General features: G+C 45.4%; 14 protein-coding genes. 9 read left to right on the top strand and 5 right to left on the bottom strand.

Annotation, left to right across the window (positions count from 1 at the left end):
* Window positions 1-628 precede the first annotated feature (628 nt).
* The 3 genes from B9A32_RS12340 to B9A32_RS12330 all read left to right on the top strand — a co-directional run bounded on the left by B9A32_RS12340 (window position 629) and on the right by B9A32_RS12330 (window position 3,647).
* Window positions 629-1,762 carry an alcohol dehydrogenase family protein gene (locus tag B9A32_RS12340; protein ID WP_084069750.1) on the top strand — a complete coding sequence of 378 codons (1,134 nt, stop codon included), beginning with the start codon at window positions 629-631 and terminating at the stop codon, window positions 1,760-1,762.
* 107 nt (window positions 1,763-1,869) lie between these two features.
* Window positions 1,870-2,715: a TIGR02285 family protein gene (locus tag B9A32_RS12335; RefSeq protein WP_084069749.1), complete on the top strand. Its 846-nt coding sequence runs from the start codon at window positions 1,870-1,872 to the stop codon at window positions 2,713-2,715.
* A complete protein-coding gene (locus tag B9A32_RS12330; RefSeq protein ID WP_084069748.1) occupies window positions 2,715-3,647 on the top strand; it encodes a hypothetical protein in 933 nt (310 codons plus the stop codon). Before B9A32_RS12335 ends, B9A32_RS12330 begins: the two co-directional genes overlap by 1 nt.
* A 415-nt stretch (window positions 3,648-4,062) precedes the next feature.
* Here the strand turns inward: B9A32_RS12330 and ldhH are convergent, their stop codons facing one another.
* The 5 genes from ldhH to B9A32_RS12305 form a co-directional block, all read right to left on the bottom strand.
* Window positions 4,063-6,270 (bottom strand): L-lactate dehydrogenase (quinone) large subunit LdhH, encoded by a 2,208-nt coding sequence (gene ldhH / locus B9A32_RS12325; protein WP_084069747.1) that lies wholly within the window; start codon window positions 6,268-6,270, stop codon window positions 4,063-4,065.
* A 3-nt stretch (window positions 6,271-6,273) separates the two neighbouring features.
* Window positions 6,274-6,891, bottom strand: coding sequence for a LutC/YkgG family protein (locus B9A32_RS12320; RefSeq protein WP_084069746.1), 618 nt, complete (start codon window positions 6,889-6,891; stop codon window positions 6,274-6,276).
* Between the two features lie 34 nt (window positions 6,892-6,925).
* Window positions 6,926-8,269 (bottom strand): TRAP transporter large permease, encoded by a 1,344-nt coding sequence (locus tag B9A32_RS12315; protein ID WP_084069745.1) that lies wholly within the window; start codon window positions 8,267-8,269, stop codon window positions 6,926-6,928.
* A 15-nt stretch (window positions 8,270-8,284) separates the two neighbouring features.
* Window positions 8,285-8,782: a TRAP transporter small permease subunit gene (locus B9A32_RS12310; RefSeq protein ID WP_084069744.1), complete on the bottom strand. Its 498-nt coding sequence runs from the start codon at window positions 8,780-8,782 to the stop codon at window positions 8,285-8,287.
* A 136-nt stretch (window positions 8,783-8,918) separates the two neighbouring features.
* Complete coding sequence (locus B9A32_RS12305; RefSeq protein ID WP_084069743.1) at window positions 8,919-10,070, bottom strand: TRAP transporter substrate-binding protein; 1,152 nt, start codon at window positions 10,068-10,070, stop codon at window positions 8,919-8,921.
* 421 nt (window positions 10,071-10,491) lie between these two features.
* Here B9A32_RS12305 and B9A32_RS12300 point away from each other — a divergent pair, with 421 nt between their 5' ends.
* From B9A32_RS12300 to B9A32_RS12275, 6 genes are all read left to right on the top strand, one after another.
* A complete protein-coding gene (locus B9A32_RS12300; RefSeq protein WP_084069742.1) occupies window positions 10,492-11,877 on the top strand; it encodes an FAD-linked oxidase C-terminal domain-containing protein in 1,386 nt (461 codons plus the stop codon).
* A gap of 2 nt (window positions 11,878-11,879) precedes the next feature.
* Window positions 11,880-13,181, top strand: coding sequence for a (Fe-S)-binding protein (locus tag B9A32_RS12295; RefSeq protein WP_084069741.1), 1,302 nt, complete (start codon window positions 11,880-11,882; stop codon window positions 13,179-13,181).
* A 161-nt stretch (window positions 13,182-13,342) separates the two neighbouring features.
* Entirely contained in the window at window positions 13,343-14,056 is a 714-nt protein-coding gene (locus B9A32_RS12290; RefSeq protein ID WP_084069740.1) for a FadR/GntR family transcriptional regulator, read from the top strand.
* The gene (locus B9A32_RS12285; RefSeq protein ID WP_212637918.1) at window positions 14,053-15,216 is read left to right on the top strand and encodes an MFS transporter; all 1,164 of its coding nucleotides are present in this window, start codon (window positions 14,053-14,055) and stop codon (window positions 15,214-15,216) included. Before B9A32_RS12290 ends, B9A32_RS12285 begins: the two co-directional genes overlap by 4 nt.
* A gap of 125 nt (window positions 15,217-15,341) precedes the next feature.
* The gene (locus B9A32_RS12280) at window positions 15,342-16,085 is read left to right on the top strand and encodes a substrate-binding periplasmic protein (protein WP_084069739.1); all 744 of its coding nucleotides are present in this window, start codon (window positions 15,342-15,344) and stop codon (window positions 16,083-16,085) included.
* Between the two features lie 943 nt (window positions 16,086-17,028).
* Complete coding sequence (locus B9A32_RS12275) at window positions 17,029-18,462, top strand: trimethylamine methyltransferase family protein (protein WP_139795811.1); 1,434 nt, start codon at window positions 17,029-17,031, stop codon at window positions 18,460-18,462.
* Window positions 18,463-18,577 lie beyond the last annotated feature (115 nt).

The raw sequence follows: 18,577 nt of genomic DNA, 5'->3' as shown, positions 1-18,577 counted from the left end.
TGATAGTTGTCTGGATGGTCCATTGATTATGAAAAAATTCTGACTTGGTCAAAATAATCGGAAAATAATTGTCCATTTATTCTGACATTCAACACGGAGCATTTCATATAAAAAAAATAGGCTCATGTTGGGTTCCGGGGGCTTATATCTTTAAATTCAGTATAATGCACTGAATTTATTAAAAATTAACCAAAGGTCCTGTGAATATTAAAACCATAAAGTATTCTCATTAAATACAATGAGTTATCATCGCTTTAAGGAAATAAAACCCTGAAACACAACATGAGCCAAAGAAAAAACCCGTACCCGCATGAATTTTTCAGGTAAAAGCCAAATTTGCTAAAAGTGTTGCCCGGAGAGCTCTCAAGAGGTCCCGGTTGCCAAAATTTCCATAAAACGATATATTAAACAACACCTATGCCAAATTTAACTTTAATTTAAACACCGCCAAACCCAATTCTATATATTGTGGTCCGTACATGTTTAGATATCAATATATAGGCTTAGATATAAATTTAAGTAAACTCAGCGAAGGTGTTATTAAATATTCAAACACTTATTAATTACTGGAGTCATACATTAAATCGTGCCCTCGGTCTTATTTCTTCTGTTTTTCAAAAAGGATTGTATGAAAAAGGACACCATAACAAAGCCCGGAAAAAATCGCTTTGATATCAAAAATTGCAAAACAACCATGAACGCCGTGGTCACAACGGGAAGCGGCGGTTATGAAAAACTGGATTACCGCTGTGTGCCGATTCCGGAACCGGGTCCCAATGAAGTTCTTTTACAGGTACTTGCCGCCGGAATAAACAATACTGAAATAAACACCCGCCTTGGCTGGTACTCTTCCAGGGTGACAACCGGTACAGAATCCCTTACAATGGAAGAAAAGGAAAAACAAAATGCAGAAAAACAGGGGGACGGCGGTTGGAATGAGGCAACCCCCTTTCCCTTTATTCAAGGAACAGATTGCTGCGGCCGGGTGATATCGGTTCCAGCAGGATATGATAAAACCCTTGTGGGTTCCCGGGTACTGGTTCGGCCCTGTATGCGCATTAACGGCTGGGATTCTCTGGAGAATATCTGGATGGCTTCGGATTTTGACGGGGCGTTTGCACAATTTGTAAAAGTCCCTGTAACTGAAATCTTCCCCGTGGCATGTGACTGGAGCAATGCCGAGCTTGGTACCATCCCATGCGCCTATGGTACGGCTGAAAATATGCTCCACCGGACAGGGGTGGCAAAGGGTGAACATGTATTGATTGCAGGGGCTTCGGGCGGTGTCGGCTCCGCCGCTGTACAGCTGGCAAAACGGCGGGGAGCTGTTGTAACAGCCATTGCCGGAAAAGCAAAACTTGAAAAAGTAAAAACACTTGGGGCAGATAAACTCATTGCCCGGGGGGATGATATTGTGGATATCCTGGGTGAAAACGCCGTGGATGTTGTTGTGGATAATGTTGCAGGAGATTGCTTTGGAAAAATGCTCAAAGTCTTGAAAAGAGGAGGCCGTTTTGTATCCTCCGGGGCCATTGCCGGGCCGCTTGTGGCCCTTGATATGCGGGACCTTTATCTAAAGGATTTAAAACTCACAGGGTGCACGGCTTGGGATGAGCCTGTTTTTCCCAATCTCATCTCCTACATTGAAAAAAATGAAATAAAACCCCTTCTGGCAAAAACATTTCCACTTAAAGAAATTGTTGCGGCACAAAAAGAATTCATCCATAAAAAACATGTGGGTAAGTTTGTTTTAATTCCTTAAAGTCGGCATAATAGCATTTTTTATTGGTTGCAATACTCGTTGTATCCGGCAGGACATGCCCGTGGCAGTTATTGAGAACTCACATCCAAGCCCGTAAAGGGGGAAAAATGAGAGCGTTGTTAATAAGTTTAATCACATTGCTGCTTTGTTGTAATGTATCCCATTCAAAAGAAAAAATAACCTGGATGGTATTGGACTGGCCCCCATGGATGATGATTGACGGCGAGGAAAAGGGCACTGGCAGATTCAATTATATCCTTGACACAGCTCAGAAAAATCTCCCGGAATATGAACATGTGACAGAGCGAATGAACTGGGCCAGGTTCTGGCATGAAATTGAGAGTGATAAAAACATTTGCTACACTTTTGGCTTAAAAACCGGGAAAAGGGAAAATATCGTATACTATTCAGCACCGCATACATTTGTTCTGCCCAATGCAATCATTATGAAAAAAGAAACCGCCCAGCGTCTTGGCAATCCTGTTTCTTATTCAATAACCAAGTTGCTCAAGGAAAATAGAATCAAGGGATATGCAGAAAAAAACAGATCCTTTACCCGAAAAATAGACTCCTTGATGAAAAATCATGAAAACGACTCTAATCTCACGCGGGTCTCTGAAAGTCCGGAATCTTTGATTAAAATGGTTATCATGGGGCGTGTGGATTACACCATCGAATATCCCATAGTGGCGACCTATTATCAAAAAAAATCAAATGCACCAAACACCCTGATCAGTATTCCAATATCTGAAATGGACCCGATTTCATATGTTTACATGAATTGCTCAAAAAATGAATGGGGCAAAAAGGTCATTGAAAAATGGAATGCCGCACTTAAAAAAATTAAACCCACTGCCGAGTATAGAAAAATTACTGAAATAGGTCATACTGATGAAAAAGAATTGTTGTTGATACGAAAATACTATGATGCGTTTATTCAGGAACAGAATTAATGATACTTCCATACGTTAAAAATAAAATTGCCAACAGGCTTTTGCTTTACATCCTGATATTCAGCGGATTTGTGACCCTGGTGATAACATCCATACAACTGAAAATTGAATATCAAAGGGATATAGACAGTATTGATGGACAATTTTCCCGCATAGAAAAAAGTTTTAAAAAACAAATTGCCGATGCGTTGTGGTTTTTTAATGAAAAGGCCCTGCATCTTCATCTTGAGGGTATTTCAAATCTTAAAGACATTGAATACCTTGAACTTTCCGGTGAAGGAAAGGTCTTTATCAGCGTTGGAAAACAACATTCTAAACACGCGGTGGAGAAAATTCTCCCCATAGTGTATGTCAGTGACAACACCAGCCGTGATATTGGAAAGTTAAAAATAGTTGCAAGCCTGAGCAACGTATATGCCCGTTTAATCAACAGGCTTATTATCGTATTAATTTCCCAGACCGTAAAAACATTCATCGTTACAATTTTTATTTATTTTTTATTTCATTATTTTGTCATCAAACATCTGTCCACCATTGATCAATATTTAAAAAACTACAAAGTTAATAAAAGATCAGGCTACCTGAAACTGAACAGAAAGAGCCAATCTTCCCGGGATGAACTTGATCAGGTGGCTGCCTCCATCAATGATGCCTCAAAAAAATTAAAAGAATCTTACGAAACCCTGGAACAAAAGGTAAAAGAAAGAACCAAAGACCTCCAGGATGCACTAAACAGGGTTAAACAATTAAGCGGTTTATTGCCCGTATGCTCATATTGTAAAAAAGTCAGGGATGATAAAGGGTATTGGAATCAGATTGATGCTTATATTGAAAAACATTCAGATGCAGATATCAGCCACAGCATCTGCCCCGGATGCGCAGAAGAATACTATCCTGACATGAATCTTTATGATGACGAGCAGAATCAATAAGGGGGGGGAAGACCATTCTGCCATCAACAATCAACAGATACCCAAGGCCAATGTAAAAGATTTAGGCTCATGTTGTGTTTCAGGGTTTTATTTCCTTAAAGCGATGATAACTCATTTTATTTAATGAGAATACTTTATGGTTTTAATATTTACAAGGCCTTTGGTTAATTCTTAATAAATTCAGTGTATTATACTGGATTTAAAGATATAAGACCCGGAACCCAACACGAGCCTTTTCTTTTTGTTGTGGCAAGGGCAGGAGGGAGTTGGTGGGGTTAATTTGTTTTGTGGAGGGAGTTCCTTGAAATCATAACATCTGATTTGAAAGAAAATCTATTGAGATGTCATGATTTCAAGGGAGATGTAGAGTGTGTATGCCCAGCGGGCATTTTAAACCAAATAATCGCGGCTTTTTTTAATCAGACGACGTTTTTACGGTACCGGCCAGAAGTTCAGCCAGATGGCTCACCTTGAGATTGCGCTCTTGATTCACGGCCCCCCCCCGCAGTTGCAGAACACATCCCGGACACTCGGTGACCAGAAGTTCGGCCCCGGTGTTTTCAGCATCATCAAGCTTACGGGTGAGGATTTCCCTTGATACTGCAGGAAAATTGGCAGAAAAGCTGCCCCCAAATCCACAGCAGGTCTCTTCTTCTTCTGCCTGGACAAAGGTCTGGCCCGATGCCGCAATGAGATCCTTGGGCGCATTTCGTACCCCCATGCCCCGGCACAGATGACAGGGAGAATGCCAGGTGACTTTGCCTTTACCCGCAGTGGAAACAGCCTTGGGTGCATGGGAGGCTAAATCTTTACCTCCGGGAAGTACCGTTTCAGGGGCAAAGCGGTTAATAAAGTCACTGAAAGGAATAATCCGTTGGATAAAATCTTTGATCTCTTTATCTGGAAGAAAGCCTTTGGTCAGATCCCGGGTGGCATGGGTGAGATGGGAGGCACACGAAGCACACAGGGTGACAATCCATTGGGCATTAAATCCGCGCATGGCCTTTACATTCTGGATGGCAACATCCCTTGCCGCCTCTTTTTCCCCCATCATCATGGCCGGTAGCCCGCAACAGGATTGACCCATGGGAAATTCAACATCCACAGAGCCTTTTTTAAACAGTTTTACTGCAGCTTCCAGCTGTTCCGGATAGACAAAATCCTGGACACATCCGGAAAACAGAATGATTTTCATGGCAGGTTTGTCAATGCGGGGTTTAAGCTTTTTCCAGCGATCCCGGAAGGGCACCTTTGCTATGGCAGGCAAGGCCCGAAAATTATGTTCATTGGAAAATACCATGGGAAGATGTCGCAAATAGGGGGTGTTTCCCGTCACCGGTACCTGGGCAAGACTTGCCGAACGCAGCAGCCCATGGAATAGTTTGCGATTTTTCAGTACCTTGGCCAGGAGCAGGCTTTTAAGTGGGTGGCCTTCTTCATCCTGAATCCGGGCGTGGACCTCTTTAATTAATCTTGGCAGATCTATGTTTGCCGCGCACACCGCTTTGCAAGCCCCGCAGTTGGTGCAGTTTTGAACCAGGTTTCGGGCATTTTCTCTGCCGTGGAAAAAATAGGTGGTGATGAGTCCGATGGCACCGATGTAAATGTGCCCCATCTGGTGCCCCCCCACCATGCGATAAACAGGACAGACATTGGCACAGGCACCGCATCTCACACAGTGCAGCACCTGGGAAAAAAGAGGATCATCTGCAATGGCAGAGCGACCGTTGTCCAATAATACAATGTGCATTTCACGCTTATCTGTTTCCATTGAAGTGCACTGGGACGGGCCTGTGATCCAGGTGACATAGGAGGTGAGCTGCTGGCCTGTGGCATTACGGGGAAGGACCCTTGCCACCTTAAGGGCATCTTCAAGGCTGGGCAGGATTTTATCAATACCGGCCAGCACCACATGGACCCGGGGCAGGGTGGTGGCCAGGCGGGCATTGCCCTCGTTGGTGACAAGGCCCATGGTGGCGGTTTTTGCAATGAGAAAATTGGCACCGGTGATGCCCATGTCCGCTTCAATAAAATTATCTCTCAGTGTGGACCGTGCCACTTTCACAAGGCCTTCAATTTTGGCATCCTGCCTGGAATCGGTAACCTGGGAGAAAAGATCTGCCACCTGATACCGGGAAAGATGGATGGCTGGCATGACCATGTGGGACGGGCCTTCATGGCGCAGCTGTACAATCCATTCACCAAGATCGGTTTCTGTGACCTTAAATCCCCGGTTTTCCAGCCAGGGATTGAGGTGGGTCTCTTCTGCGGTCATGGATTTTGATTTAATGACCTTTTGGCAGTTGGCAGCCTTTCCAATATGGGAAATAATGTTATTGGCTTCTTGTGCATCCGCAGCCATGTGCACCTGAATGCCTTTTTTTTCGGCCTGGAAGGTAAATTCTTCCAAAAGAGCTGTTCTGTTTTCAATGGCCTTTTTTTTAAGTATTGCCACCTGCTCAATGAGATCATCGGTGTCCATATCTTTAAAGGCATTTTTTCTGCCCTCTTTGTAGGCCACGGCAAAGCGGTCCATGGCGGTTCTTAAAAAATCATTGTCAAGGGCCGTGTCAATGCGTTTTCTATACGCTTTTAATGTCTCTTGGGATGTTTTTTTTTCCATGGATCAATCCTTAAGCAACATGATGTGAAGTTCCAGGGGGCCATGAACCCCGATGGCCAGCACCCGTTCTATGTCTGCGGTGCGACTGGGGCCGGTGATAAAGGCGGTGTAAGCCCCCGGGGCTGCCATCATATCTTCCAGCTCATCTGTGAGTTCAAGGGCTGTGGAGCGTATCCGGGACTGGGGCAGCAGGGCCACATGGATGTCACTGATCATGGTGGCAAGGCGCATGTCCTCTCCGTCACAGCCAATGACCAGGGTCCCGGTGTCGGCAATGCCGTAATCGGCAAAGGTGATGCCCATGTCCATACCCCGGGCATGGTTTCTGAAGTTTTTTGTCACAAGCTCAATGCCTCGGGATGAACACATGGGCGACAGGAGCGTTTCCAGGGAGGCGTGGTTTTCCGGTAAAGCAATGGTTTTTACATGCTCCCGGGCCCCCCCGTTGTCCTGGTGACCGGGGGGGGATTCCCAGGGCCGGGATGTCTGGCAGGATGACTTTTTCTGACAATATTTAACAGCCGTTGTCAATGCGGTTTCCAGGGTCATCTCGGGGTGGATCGTTGCCGATACCAGTTGAGCTTTTTCCTTGAATTGCTGGATAAGTTGGTGATGATCCACAGCCTTTTCTCCTTATCTTATTCACTTTTTTTTATCATGAGCCGAAAAATACACCTGGCAGCCATGTGACGATGGACGGAAACAGACATAAAAGGGCCAGACTGATGATCTGAAGCGCCACAAAGGGTAAAATACCTTTGTAAATATGCATCATGGTATAGCCTTCCGGTGCCACACCTTTGAAATAAAAAAGCGCATAACCAAAGGGAGGGGTCAGAAAGGAGGTCTGGAGGTTAACACACATGAGCAGGGAGAACCACAGAGGATCAAAACCGATTTCCATGGCAATGGGCATAAAGATGGGAACAGTGACCAGAAGAATGGCGGCCCAGTCAATGAACATACCCATGAGAAATACAATGGCCATCATGATGCCGAGAATGGCCCATCTGTTCATGCCGCTGCCGATGAGAAGATCTGCCACCACATCACCGCCGCCCATGCTTAAAAAAACCGTGCTGAAAAATTTGCCGCCGATGAAAAGCAGCATGACCATGGAGGTGGTTTTTAATGTGGCATAACTGGCTTCTTTTAATACCTGCCAACTGAGTTTTTTGTTGAAAAAGGCAAGGAGCATGGCACCGCCGGAACCCAGACCTGCGGCCTCCGTGGGGGTGGCCACCCCGGCCAGTATGGTGCCCATGACCGCCAGGATCAATCCCAGGGGGGGGACCAGGGACTTTAGGGTCATGGCCCACTTCTGGGTGCTGGAGTATGTGGACGCTTCTTCCTTTGAAATTGGGGGACCCAGCTGGGGATTGATGTTACACCGAATGAGGATATATATAAAATAGAGGGATGCCAGCATGAGTCCGGGAAAAATAGCACCGGCAAAGAGATTACCCACGGAGGTCTCTTTCATGCCGGTCAGTCCGCCGTAAACCACCATCATGATACTGGGGGGGATGAGAATGCCAAGGGTTCCTGATGCGCAGATGATGCCGCTGGCCAGTTCTTTTTGATAGCCTTTTTTGATCAGGGCCGGTGTGGCCAAAAGGCCCATTGCCACAACTGAAGCACCGATGATGCCGGTGGTGGCTGCAAAGACGGTGCACACCACAACAACAGCCAGGCCCAATCCTCCCTTTAACCCGCCCAGAACCACATAAAGCGCTTCAAACAGAGCATCGGAAACCTTGGATCGATCCAGCAGCTGGGCCATTAAGATAAAAAGCGGAATGGCCACAAGGGTGTAATTGTTCATTAATCCCCAGGCGTTGTTGGCAAACATGTCAAACAGCATGGGAATGGAGCCGCCGTTGTCAATGAGACCAAACAAGGTGGCAACCCCTGCAAGGGTATAAGCCAGAGGGTGACCAAAGGTAATGGCAATGACCAGGGTGGCAAACATTGCGATTGTCATGAATTCAAGGCTCATGTGAATAACCTCTTTTTATTTTTTGCCAAAGGCGTTGATGTCGTTGATCAGGTTTGAAATTCCCTGGAGTAGAAGAAACAGAAAACAGACGGCCATGAGTATTTTCAAAGGCCAGATGGGGGGGGCCCAGCTGGTTGAATTTACTTCAAGCCCCATGGTGGAGGTGATGGCAAATTTAAAGGCCCAGATGGTCATGCAGATCATTACCGGTAGAAAAAAGATGATGTTTGTGAAGATTCTCATGAAAATTTGTTTTTTCGTGGATAACAAGGATGTAAAAATATCTACTTTTACATGGCCGTCGTATACATCGGTGTAGGCAAATCCAAACATGAAATGAAGGCCGTACAAAAAGGTGGTGGCTTCAAAACCCCAGATAGTAGGGGCGTTAAAGACATATCTCATGACCACTTCATACACCACAATGAACAAAAGAGGGTAGATGAGAAAAGAGGCAATCTCTCCCTCCTTTCTGTTGAGGGCAGTCAATTTTTCAGATACATTTTCAAGCATGGGTAAATCCCTTTTATTGCGGGTTGTAAATTTATTGCAGGTTGTGTAAAACGCCCGCCTTTTATGATGCTGTCGGGCGGACGTTTTTGTTTAATCAAATTGTTTGCTCTTTTAAATTGAGCAATAAAGTTTATTTTTACTGGGAAATTTCACCGCTGATATAGGTTTCGTAGGGCCAGGGTGCGACACCGCTTTTTGCTTTTCGCCACACAGAATATTCTTGTTTGAATTTTTCCTGGGATTCAAGAACCTTTTTAACATCAGGGTATTTTTCTTTAAGGGTTTCAAGATATGCCTGGGTTGTTTTACGAAATTGAATCAGTGTCTCTTTTTCCATCTGGACAATTTCAACTTTTTCTTTGAATTTCTCCATGGCTTTGGAGTTGAGGTTGTTTATCCAGGTAAGGCTCCAGAGCTGGGTCTCTTTTGCACAGATTTTTACGATATATTTCAAGTCTTCGGGAAGTTTGTTCCAGGCATCCATGTTAAAGAACAGGTTGCACTGTCCGCCGGGCTGATGCACACCGGGTTGAATGGCATATTTTGTGATATCATCAAAACCCATGGGATAATTAATGGCCGGGGCTGAAAACTCTGCCGCATCAATGACCCCACGTTCCAGGGCCAGATAAACTTCGCCGCCGGGAAGGGGACTTACCGATGCTCCCAGGCTGTTCATGATGTCCATGTACCATCCCGGTGTACGGATACGAAGTCCTTTGAAGTCTTCCATTTTTGTGGCTTTTTTATTGGAAAAAAGTCCCATATCCTGACCGGTCTGTCCACCGGGAAGGGCATAAAGATTAAATTTGCCGTAAAGTTCCTGAAGAAGCTCTATTCCCCCCTGTTCGTACAGCCAGACATTGTATCCTTCGGGATCAAGGCCAAAGGGAACATCTCCAAAGGCAACAAAGGCTTCATTTTTTCCTTTCCAATAACCGGGCCAGTCATGTCCCACCTGGGCAGATCCCTTGCTTACAGCGTCAAATGACTGCATGGCCGGTACCAGTTCGCCGGCGGAAAACGGTTTGATGTCCAGGCGTCCTGCAGATGCCAGACGAACACTGTCGGTGAAATGCACGGCAATGTCGTAAAAAAGAAGTCCCTTGGACCAGGGCATAACCATTTTCCAACGAATTTTTTTATCCGAGGGTTTGAAGCTGACCCGTTTGGCTGTTTTGTGGCGGGGATCTTCCCCGAATTTTTCTCTTTTGCCGGCAAAGGATGAACCGGCTGCCAGGGTCACTGTAATTAAGCATGCGATAATCAGTGTTAAAACTTTTTTCATTTTTTCTCCTCCAGAACAAAGGACTTTAAATAAAGAAAATAAATGCACTCTGCGATTGCTTCATCGCCAATTGTGAAGATTGACGAACCGATAAAACGTTGGGCTTTCTACCTCCCTTCTTGGTTTGATTTGTGGTTTTAAAACAAACCAATTTGGTGCTTGTTTGCTTGTTTTTTATTTTTAAATTTATGGTATGACCAATAATAAATGCATGGAGTTGTAAAAGTCAAGAAAAAAATAAAATAATTGAATTTTTTGAAAAACTCTGTTATTGTTTTTAAAAATCCTTAAAAATCAATTGTTTTTGAAATAGTTTTTGTTTTGCGAGCATTAAGGTATGACCAATAAATAACGATGGGGTCGGTGTAAGAATCGCGAAGAATAAAATATTGGTAATACCAATACTAAATAAGGGGGAATTGTGAAAAAAAAAACCATTATTGACGAATTGAAAAAAATTGTCGGTGCAGAGAATGTATTGGCTGATAATGAAGATATGGTGACCTACTCTTATGATGCGGCTGTCCTTGATGCGGTGATACCCATTGCGGCAGTGATGCCTGAAAATTCCGGGGAGCTGGGAAAAATTGTCAAGTTGTGCAGTGAGTATTGCCTGCCCATGACCGTCCGGGGGGCCGGAACCAATTTAAGTGGCGGCACCATTCCCCATAACAGCGGTGTTGTGATACTCACCGGAAAGCTCAATGCCATCCTGGAAATTAATGAAGCAGATATGTATGCAGTTGTTCAGCCCGGGGTGGTCACAGCCACACTGGCCGCAGCTGTGGAGAAAAAAGGCCTTTTTTATCCCCCGGACCCGGGAAGCCAAGCGGTTTCCACCATTGGTGGGAATGTGGCGGAAAATGCCGGGGGATTGAGGGGGTTGAAATATGGCGTGACCAAGGATTATGTCATGGGGGTCAGTTTTTATGATGCCCATGGCGAACATGTGAGATCCGGTTCCAGAACGGTGAAATGCGCCACAGGATATAACCTTGCCGGTCTCATGGTGGGGTCCGAAGGTACCCTGGGGGTCATGGACGAAATCGTTTTAAAATTAATTCCCCTGCCCAAGGCCCGCAAATCCATGGTGGCGGTTTATAAAACCATTGAACAGGCATCAAAAACCGTTGCTGCCATCATTGCCGATCGAATTGTGCCCGCCACATTGGAGCTTCTGGATAATTTCACCATCCGGGCTGTGGAATCTTACAGCAAGGCAGGCTTACCCCTGGATGCCGGGGCATTGTTGTTGATTGAGGTGGACGGTCATCCGGGACAGGTGGAAGAAGACGGCCTCCGGGTGGAAGAGCTGTGCCGGGAGTTTGGTGCTGACAGTGTCAAGGTGGCAACCGATGAAAACGAGCGGGACCGCATCTGGGCAGCCCGGAGAAGTGCCTTGTCTGCCCTTGCCAAGTTAAAGCCTACCCTGGTGTTGGAGGATGCCACCGTTCCCCGGAGTAAAATTCCCGCCATGGTGAAATCTTTGCAGGAAATTTCCCAAAAATATGATATCAGTATCGGCACATTTGGCCATGCCGGGGACGGGAATCTTCATCCCACCATACTCACTGACAAACGAAATAAAGAGGAGTGGCTCCGGGTGGAACAGGCCATTGAGGAAATTTTTGACCGGGCATTGGAGCTGGGGGGCACCTTATCCGGAGAGCACGGCACCGGCCTTGCCAAGGCGCCGTTTCTGGAAAGAGAGGTGGGAAGATCCTCCATATTGTTTTCAAGGCGCTTGAGAAAGGCCCTTGATCCTAATAATATACTCAATCCGGGTAAAGTAACAGGAGCACTTTAATTATGAATGATATGAAATCCCTGGCACAACGTGTAAAAGAGCTTGAGGATCAACTGGTGGTGTGCATCCGTTGCGGTACCTGTCAATCAGTGTGCCCGCTCTTTGAACAGACCCACCGGGAAGCCGATGTGGCCCGGGGAAAATTGGCCCTGCTGGACGGCCTTGGTAAAAATATGTTTGACAATCCCAATGGGGTGGAAGAGCGTCTTAACCGCTGTTTATTATGCGGCTCCTGTGCGGCCAACTGCCCAAGCGGCGTCAATGTGGTGGAGATCTTTATCAAAGCCCGGGCCATTCTTGCTGAGTATAAAGGGTTGTCACCGGCCAAGCAGGTGATTTTTAAAAAATTGCTTTCCGATCCAAAAACCTTTGATTTTTTCACAGAACTTGCCGGAAAATTCCAGGGTGTTTTCACAAAAAAAGATAAAAATCCCCAGGCAACCTCCTGTGCCAGGGTGATCTCTCCGCTTCTGGACAACCGCCATTTTCCATCCATGGCAGAAAAATCTTTCCATCGCCTGACCCCCCGGCTGAATACCCCTGTGGGTAAATCCGGGATTAAGGTGGCCCTGTTCACAGGCTGTATCATTGATAAGGTATTTCCCCGCATTGCCAATGATGTCATTGAGGTGTTCAAACACCATGGCATTGGGCTTTATATTCCTGATGGACAAGGATGTTGCGGAATTCCGGCCCTGGCCTCCGGGGACAGAAAAAGTTTTACCAAGCTGGTGGCACATCACATTGGTTTGTTTGAGCGGGAAAAATTTGATTACCTTGTCACCGCCTGTGCCACCTGCACCTCCACCATTAAAAAATTGTGGCCCTCCATATATGAGGGAAAGGAGAGTGGTACCCGGGCAAAAATTGGGAAACTGTCAGAAAAAACCCTTGATATAAATCAGTTTCTGGTCAATAGTGTGTCCCTTGATCCACGGGATGAAATCCATGGGACAAAGGGTGGGCCGGTGACCTATCATGATCCCTGTCATTTGAAAAAATCGCTGGGGGTGGCCCGGGAGCCCCGGCAATTGATAAAAGCTTCGGGGCATGAACTTGTGGAGATGGAAGGGGCTGACAAATGTTGTGGTATGGGGGGCAGTTTTAATCTCTATCATTATGGGATTTCTTCCCGCATCGGGACCTTAAAACAGCAAAGTATTTCAGATACCCATTGTGATACCGTGGCAACAGGATGCCCGGCCTGCATGATTCAGATTTCTGATATGCTGGCAAAAAGCGGGGCACAGGTAAAGGTGAAACATCCCCTGGAACTTTATGCCGATTTTTTGAGAAATAGATGATGATATCAACTGCCACCGGCAGATTTTTTTAACTTGGGCTGCCCTGGTTTTCCGTGTTAATCATCTTGCTTTAAAACCCTTTTTTTTGTTATAGCACAGTTTTGTTGAACAGCACTTTAATTGTTTTACATTGCTTTTAATTCAAGATGGAATGAAATGATATGACTGTATCCATAAAGCCCATAAAACCCAAACGTATTTCAGATCAGGTTTTTGATCAGATTCGAGAATTGATTTTTCGGGGCACCCTTAAACCTGGAGAAAAAATGATGCCCGAAAGGGAGCTTGCCGAGGCCATGAATGTCAGCCGGACAACCATTCGTGATGCCATTCAACGGCTGGTGACCATGGGGCTTATTGTTCAAAAACAAGGCCAGGGGACATTTGTTAAAACCCATGACGGAAAAATAGAAAGTCCATTGGTAAAGGCCATGGAAGCCCAGGATGCCACCATTGAAGAGTTGTTGGAAGTGCGCATGGGGCTTGAGTGTAACGCCACAGCCCTTGCTGCCAAGCGGGCGGATGAAAATGATCTAAAGGCACTTGCCCACAGCATTGAAGAGATGAAGATTGAGATCGCTTCGGGTCGACTGGGAACCGAAGCCGACACCTCTTTTCACATGGCCATTGCTTATGCCGCCAAAAATCCCCTCCAGGTTCTGGTGATGCGTAATTTTTATGATTATCTTTTTTACGGTATCCGTGAAAATCTCTCAGGGCTTTATGAGAAGGAAGATAATATTCAGATTATTATTCGCCAGCACGAAGAAATCATGAAAACCATAAAAAATCGAGATCCCTATGGGGCATATAAGGCAATGAAAAATCATATTCAATTTGTCATGGATTTTTTTGGAGATAAAAAAACGTTTTGACTCGATATCTTGTGCTTTTATCTGCGGTGGTGATGCAGCTTTGCCTTGGGGCCACCTACTCCTGGTCCGTTTATGTGGCATCCCTTAAGGCCGTCACCGGCATCAGCCAGGCCGGGGTTCAACTGCCTTTTTCATTTTTTTACTTTGTGTTTCCCGTGACCATGGTGTTCTCTGGATCTGTTCTAACCCGCATGGGACCCAGATTCAGTGCCATGCTGGGGGGGCTTCTTTTTGGGTCCGGTTGGATGATGGCAGGGCTTGGGGGATATGCCTTTGCATTCACTGTCATGGGTATTGGTGTTATTGCCGGTGTGGGGGCAGGTCTTGCCTATATTGTTCCCCTTTCCACTGCCATTTTGTGGTTTCCAAAACAAAAGGGACTGGTAACCGGTATTGCCGTTGCCGGGTTTGGGGGGGGAGCTGCCATTGTCAGCCAGGTGGGGGGAGCACTCATGACCCACATGGGAAAAACCCCTTTCCAGGTGTTTCCCATCCTGGGCGCTGTTTTTCTGGTGCTTATCACTTTGGCAGGCACTGTCATGAAGACCCCTGAAAATGATAACAAAAACATTGATGAGCCTGAAAAAAACAAGGGCGTCTCTTTTTCCTGGATGTTGGCTCAACCCATGTTTCGCATTCTTTATTTTGCCATGTTTTCAGGGCTGGCCGCAGGATTTGCCGTGAATGCCAATCTAAAAGAGCTTCACACCGCCTCCGGGGTCCAGGCCGGGGTGTTTGCCGTTTCTTTGTTTGCCCTTGCCAATGCCCTGGGCAGAATTTCCTGGGGAGCGTTTTTTGACAGGGTAACTCCTGCCACGGCAGTAAAAGCCAATCTGCTGTGCCAGGCATTCTTTTTAATCCTGGGCGCTTTGTTTCTGGGGTCAAAAACAGGCTTTTATCTCTTTGCCCTTGGCACCGGTTTTAATTATGGCGGTATTTTGGTGCTTTATGCCTCTTCCACAGCGCTGTGTTGGGGCGATAAACGCATGGGCGCAATATATGGGTTCTTGTTTTCCGCCAATATTCCTGCAGCCGTGGCTCCCATGGCAGCGGGCTGGATTTTTGAAATCGGGGGAAGTTTTTATCCTGCTTTTATTGCCATTGGTGTTTTGCTGGTGGTTTCAATTTTTTTAATACCGGCAACCTTTAAATCGTCTTAAGTGCTTTTTTGCCCTGAATCCATCTTTGCCGTCAGTGTCCATTGGGAAACGGGGACCGGCTGATGATCAATCCCTAAATTTGACTATGTATGATGCTTTTTATGGCAGCAAAATAAGGGGGTTTTATGAAATTGATACTTTGTGTGCTTTTAAGTGTTTTTGGGGTTCTGCCGGTTTATGCCAATGATGTGGTCAGCGTCACAGCGCCTCCGTCCATATGGGCCAGACAGCAAGGACGGGAATTGACCGGGCCTGTTGTTGACCTGATCAGAGAAATTTTTTCTGATGTCAATGTCCGGGTTAAAACAAAATCTTTGCCCTGGGCCAGGGCGATTCATATGATGAAAACCGGTGAGATCGATATCATGCTTGCGATTTTTCGCACCGGAGAACGGGCTCAATTTATGGATTTTACCATACCCTATGTCACGGTTCCCAACTGCGTGGCTGTGGCAAAAGGAAAGGGCTTTTTCTTTGATTCCCTTGAGGACTTAGAAGGTAAGCAGGGGGTCATGGTAAAAGGAGACAGCATAAGCCCGGAATTTAGACTGTATGAGCCCAAATTAAATATGATGAAAATCGCCCACTATGATCAAATCATTAAGATGCTCGTTAATTTGCGGGCAGATTATGCAGTTGTTCCTCAGTTTGGTTTTTTTATGCGGGTGAATAAAATGGGATTCCAAGATAAAATAGAGATGCTGCCCAAGGTGGTTTCTTCCCGGGAACTTCATATGGGGTTTTCAAAAAAATCAGGAATTTTAAAATATTATTCCATGGTAAATGAAAAATTAAAACAGTTTAAGGCTGATGGCAGTCTGGATGAGATGGTTGCCAATACTCTGAAATTGGCATCTGCACAAAAATAGGGGTTTAAACTGTGCATTTAATTGGCCGGGAAATCATTTGACTTGGCTTTCATAAAATCAACCTGTTTGTTTTATCTCTGTTTTTTTATTGAACTTTTTTGTACATGGACCCGCCGCTTACAAACTCAACTTTCGGTGTTCGCATTTCGTGGTGGGGTCAGGCTGTCGTTATTGACATTATCGAGGCTTTTTTCGTTGGCAAAGGCCTTGGTCGATAACATCAATAACAAAAGCCTGACCCCGTCGGCACACTGACCCCGTCGGTACATTTAAAAATGCTGGCTTTGAAATGAAGCCCGAAAGTTGAGTTATAAACATTAAGCCCTTATTTAAATACCAAATTTAAAACACTGAATATCCCTCCATATTCCTTTCCGGTAATATTCTTAAATAAAGTAAATCACACAGAAAATTTATGACTGACAATGGAAATGAATTTTGAACCGGTTTGTGTTCGTGATGTATTCCATAGATTGTTATGGCATATGAATCGTTGATTTATCCTTCATATAATCCAGTATTAAGCTTATAAATTAAGGACTTTTGAATTGGTGAGTTAACTTTCTTTTGCTTTAAATATTGGAGGGGGTTGGTTCTTATAATGGTGAATTAATAAGATCTGACTTCTATATTAATTCAATTAAAATAGCATATGCGTTCAAAAGGTGGCATTCTTTCCTGTTTTTTAATATTGACCCAATATTTGATCGATAATTAATTTTTTGAGTCCAAATCGTTTCTTCTGAAAAATCCTTTAAAATAATTCGTTTGCGTAACTATCTGAATTGAATATATAAAAATAAATTTTGTAATGGTGGCACACGTTTTGCTATTTCAGGTTCCTAAGTTAAGTGTTTGATAAAAGATTTAGTCGAAACCAGGAGCGTTCCAAGTAGATGACCGTTTCTTGGAAAAGGCAAATAAAAAAAAGGGAAATTCTAATATGCCTCCATTTTACGAAATGTACACCACTGAAGAGATAACTAAAGTTTACGATGCCGCCCTTGAAGTCCTTGACAATGTGGGCATGGAAATGACCCACCAGGGGGCACTTGAAATGCTGTCCGGTGCCGGAGCCAGAGTGGATGCCGCTAAAAAACGGGTCTATTTTCCCCGGGACATGGTGGAAAAAGCCCTTGCCCTGGCCCCGGAAGAGTTCACCTGCAGTGGCCGAACAGAAGCGTTTGACTATCAGGCAGGGCTCAATGTGGATGCCAGGATTCGTACGGCATCAGGTGCCATTGACCGCTTTGACCTTTACCGGGACACCACGGCAAGACTCACCTGTGCGGATATTGCTGAACAGGCCCATATCTCCGATGCCCTTGGCAATGTGGGCTGTGTGGGATCCTTAACCCCATCTGATGCCCCCAATGAAACCTATGATATCTATTCTTTGAGAGCCCTTATTGAGAATACCCGGAAAAATCTATGGGTACTTACCTCAAGTTCAGTGAATCTTCAATACCAGTTGAAGATGCTGGAGGCGGTTTTTGGAAGCAAAAAAGCCATGCAGGAAGGCCGTAACCAGGGTTCTGGCATTTTCTGTGTGATTTCGCCTTTAACCATCACCGATGATGAGATCGAGCGCGCCATGCTCTATGCTGATTACGGTCTTCCCGTCAAGGTACCCATCACCACCCTCATGGGCGGTAATGCCCCCTATACCATGGCCGGTATTCTTGCCCAGGCAACGGCGGAATTCATGGGGTGTACCACCATTTTGCAGACCATTAAACCCGGTATGCCGGTATGGTATTATGCATTATTCCAGTCCCTGGACATGGCCACAGGGGGGGTGCAGTATACCTCTGCCGAACTCCAGGCATTGTTTGCTGCTGTGGCCCAGGTGTCCCGTCATTGTAAAACACCGGTGACAACAACCTGCACCACAAGTTCCAGCTGTCAGGCCCAGCAGACTATTTTTAATCTGACCCAGGGAACCTTGTTTAATACCATGCTCGGCGTTGGAGAGCAGGGTGGTTCCGGTCTGGACGGTAACAATGCCTACTCCCCCCACTCTTTGATACTGCAAAATGAAATAATGGATTATTCCAAAAGAATCTTGCGAAAGTGTGACATCAACCATGCCACCCTTGGCGTGGATGCCATTGCCCAGGTGGCCATGGGCAAAAAAGAGTATGTTTCTGCTTTGCACACCATGAAACATCTTCGAACAGAAGAACGCTTTCGATCAAAATTATTTAATTATATCGGTTCCAAGCAGTGGTTTGACAATCCCACCACATTGATGCAGCGCACCGATGAGTACCTGGAAAAACTTAAAACCGGTCATGAAGTCCCCCCCCTTGAAGATCATGTGCTCAAGGAGATTGACGATATTGTCAAAGCGGCAGACAAGGCACTTATTAAATAACCGCCACGGGCGGACCTTATTCTGATCCGGTTCCGCCCACAACAAAGTCTGAAATACGCCGCGGTTTACGGAGTATTTCATATAAAAACTCATCGGTGTTGAAAAGCTTAATCAG

It is taken from the genome of Desulfocicer vacuolatum DSM 3385 (assembly GCF_900176365.1).
GTDB classification, from domain to species: Bacteria; Desulfobacterota; Desulfobacteria; order Desulfobacterales; family Desulfobacteraceae; genus Desulfocicer; species Desulfocicer vacuolatum.
Note: the sequence above shows the minus strand (reverse complement) of the source record. Positions and strands in the feature narration are given on the sequence as shown.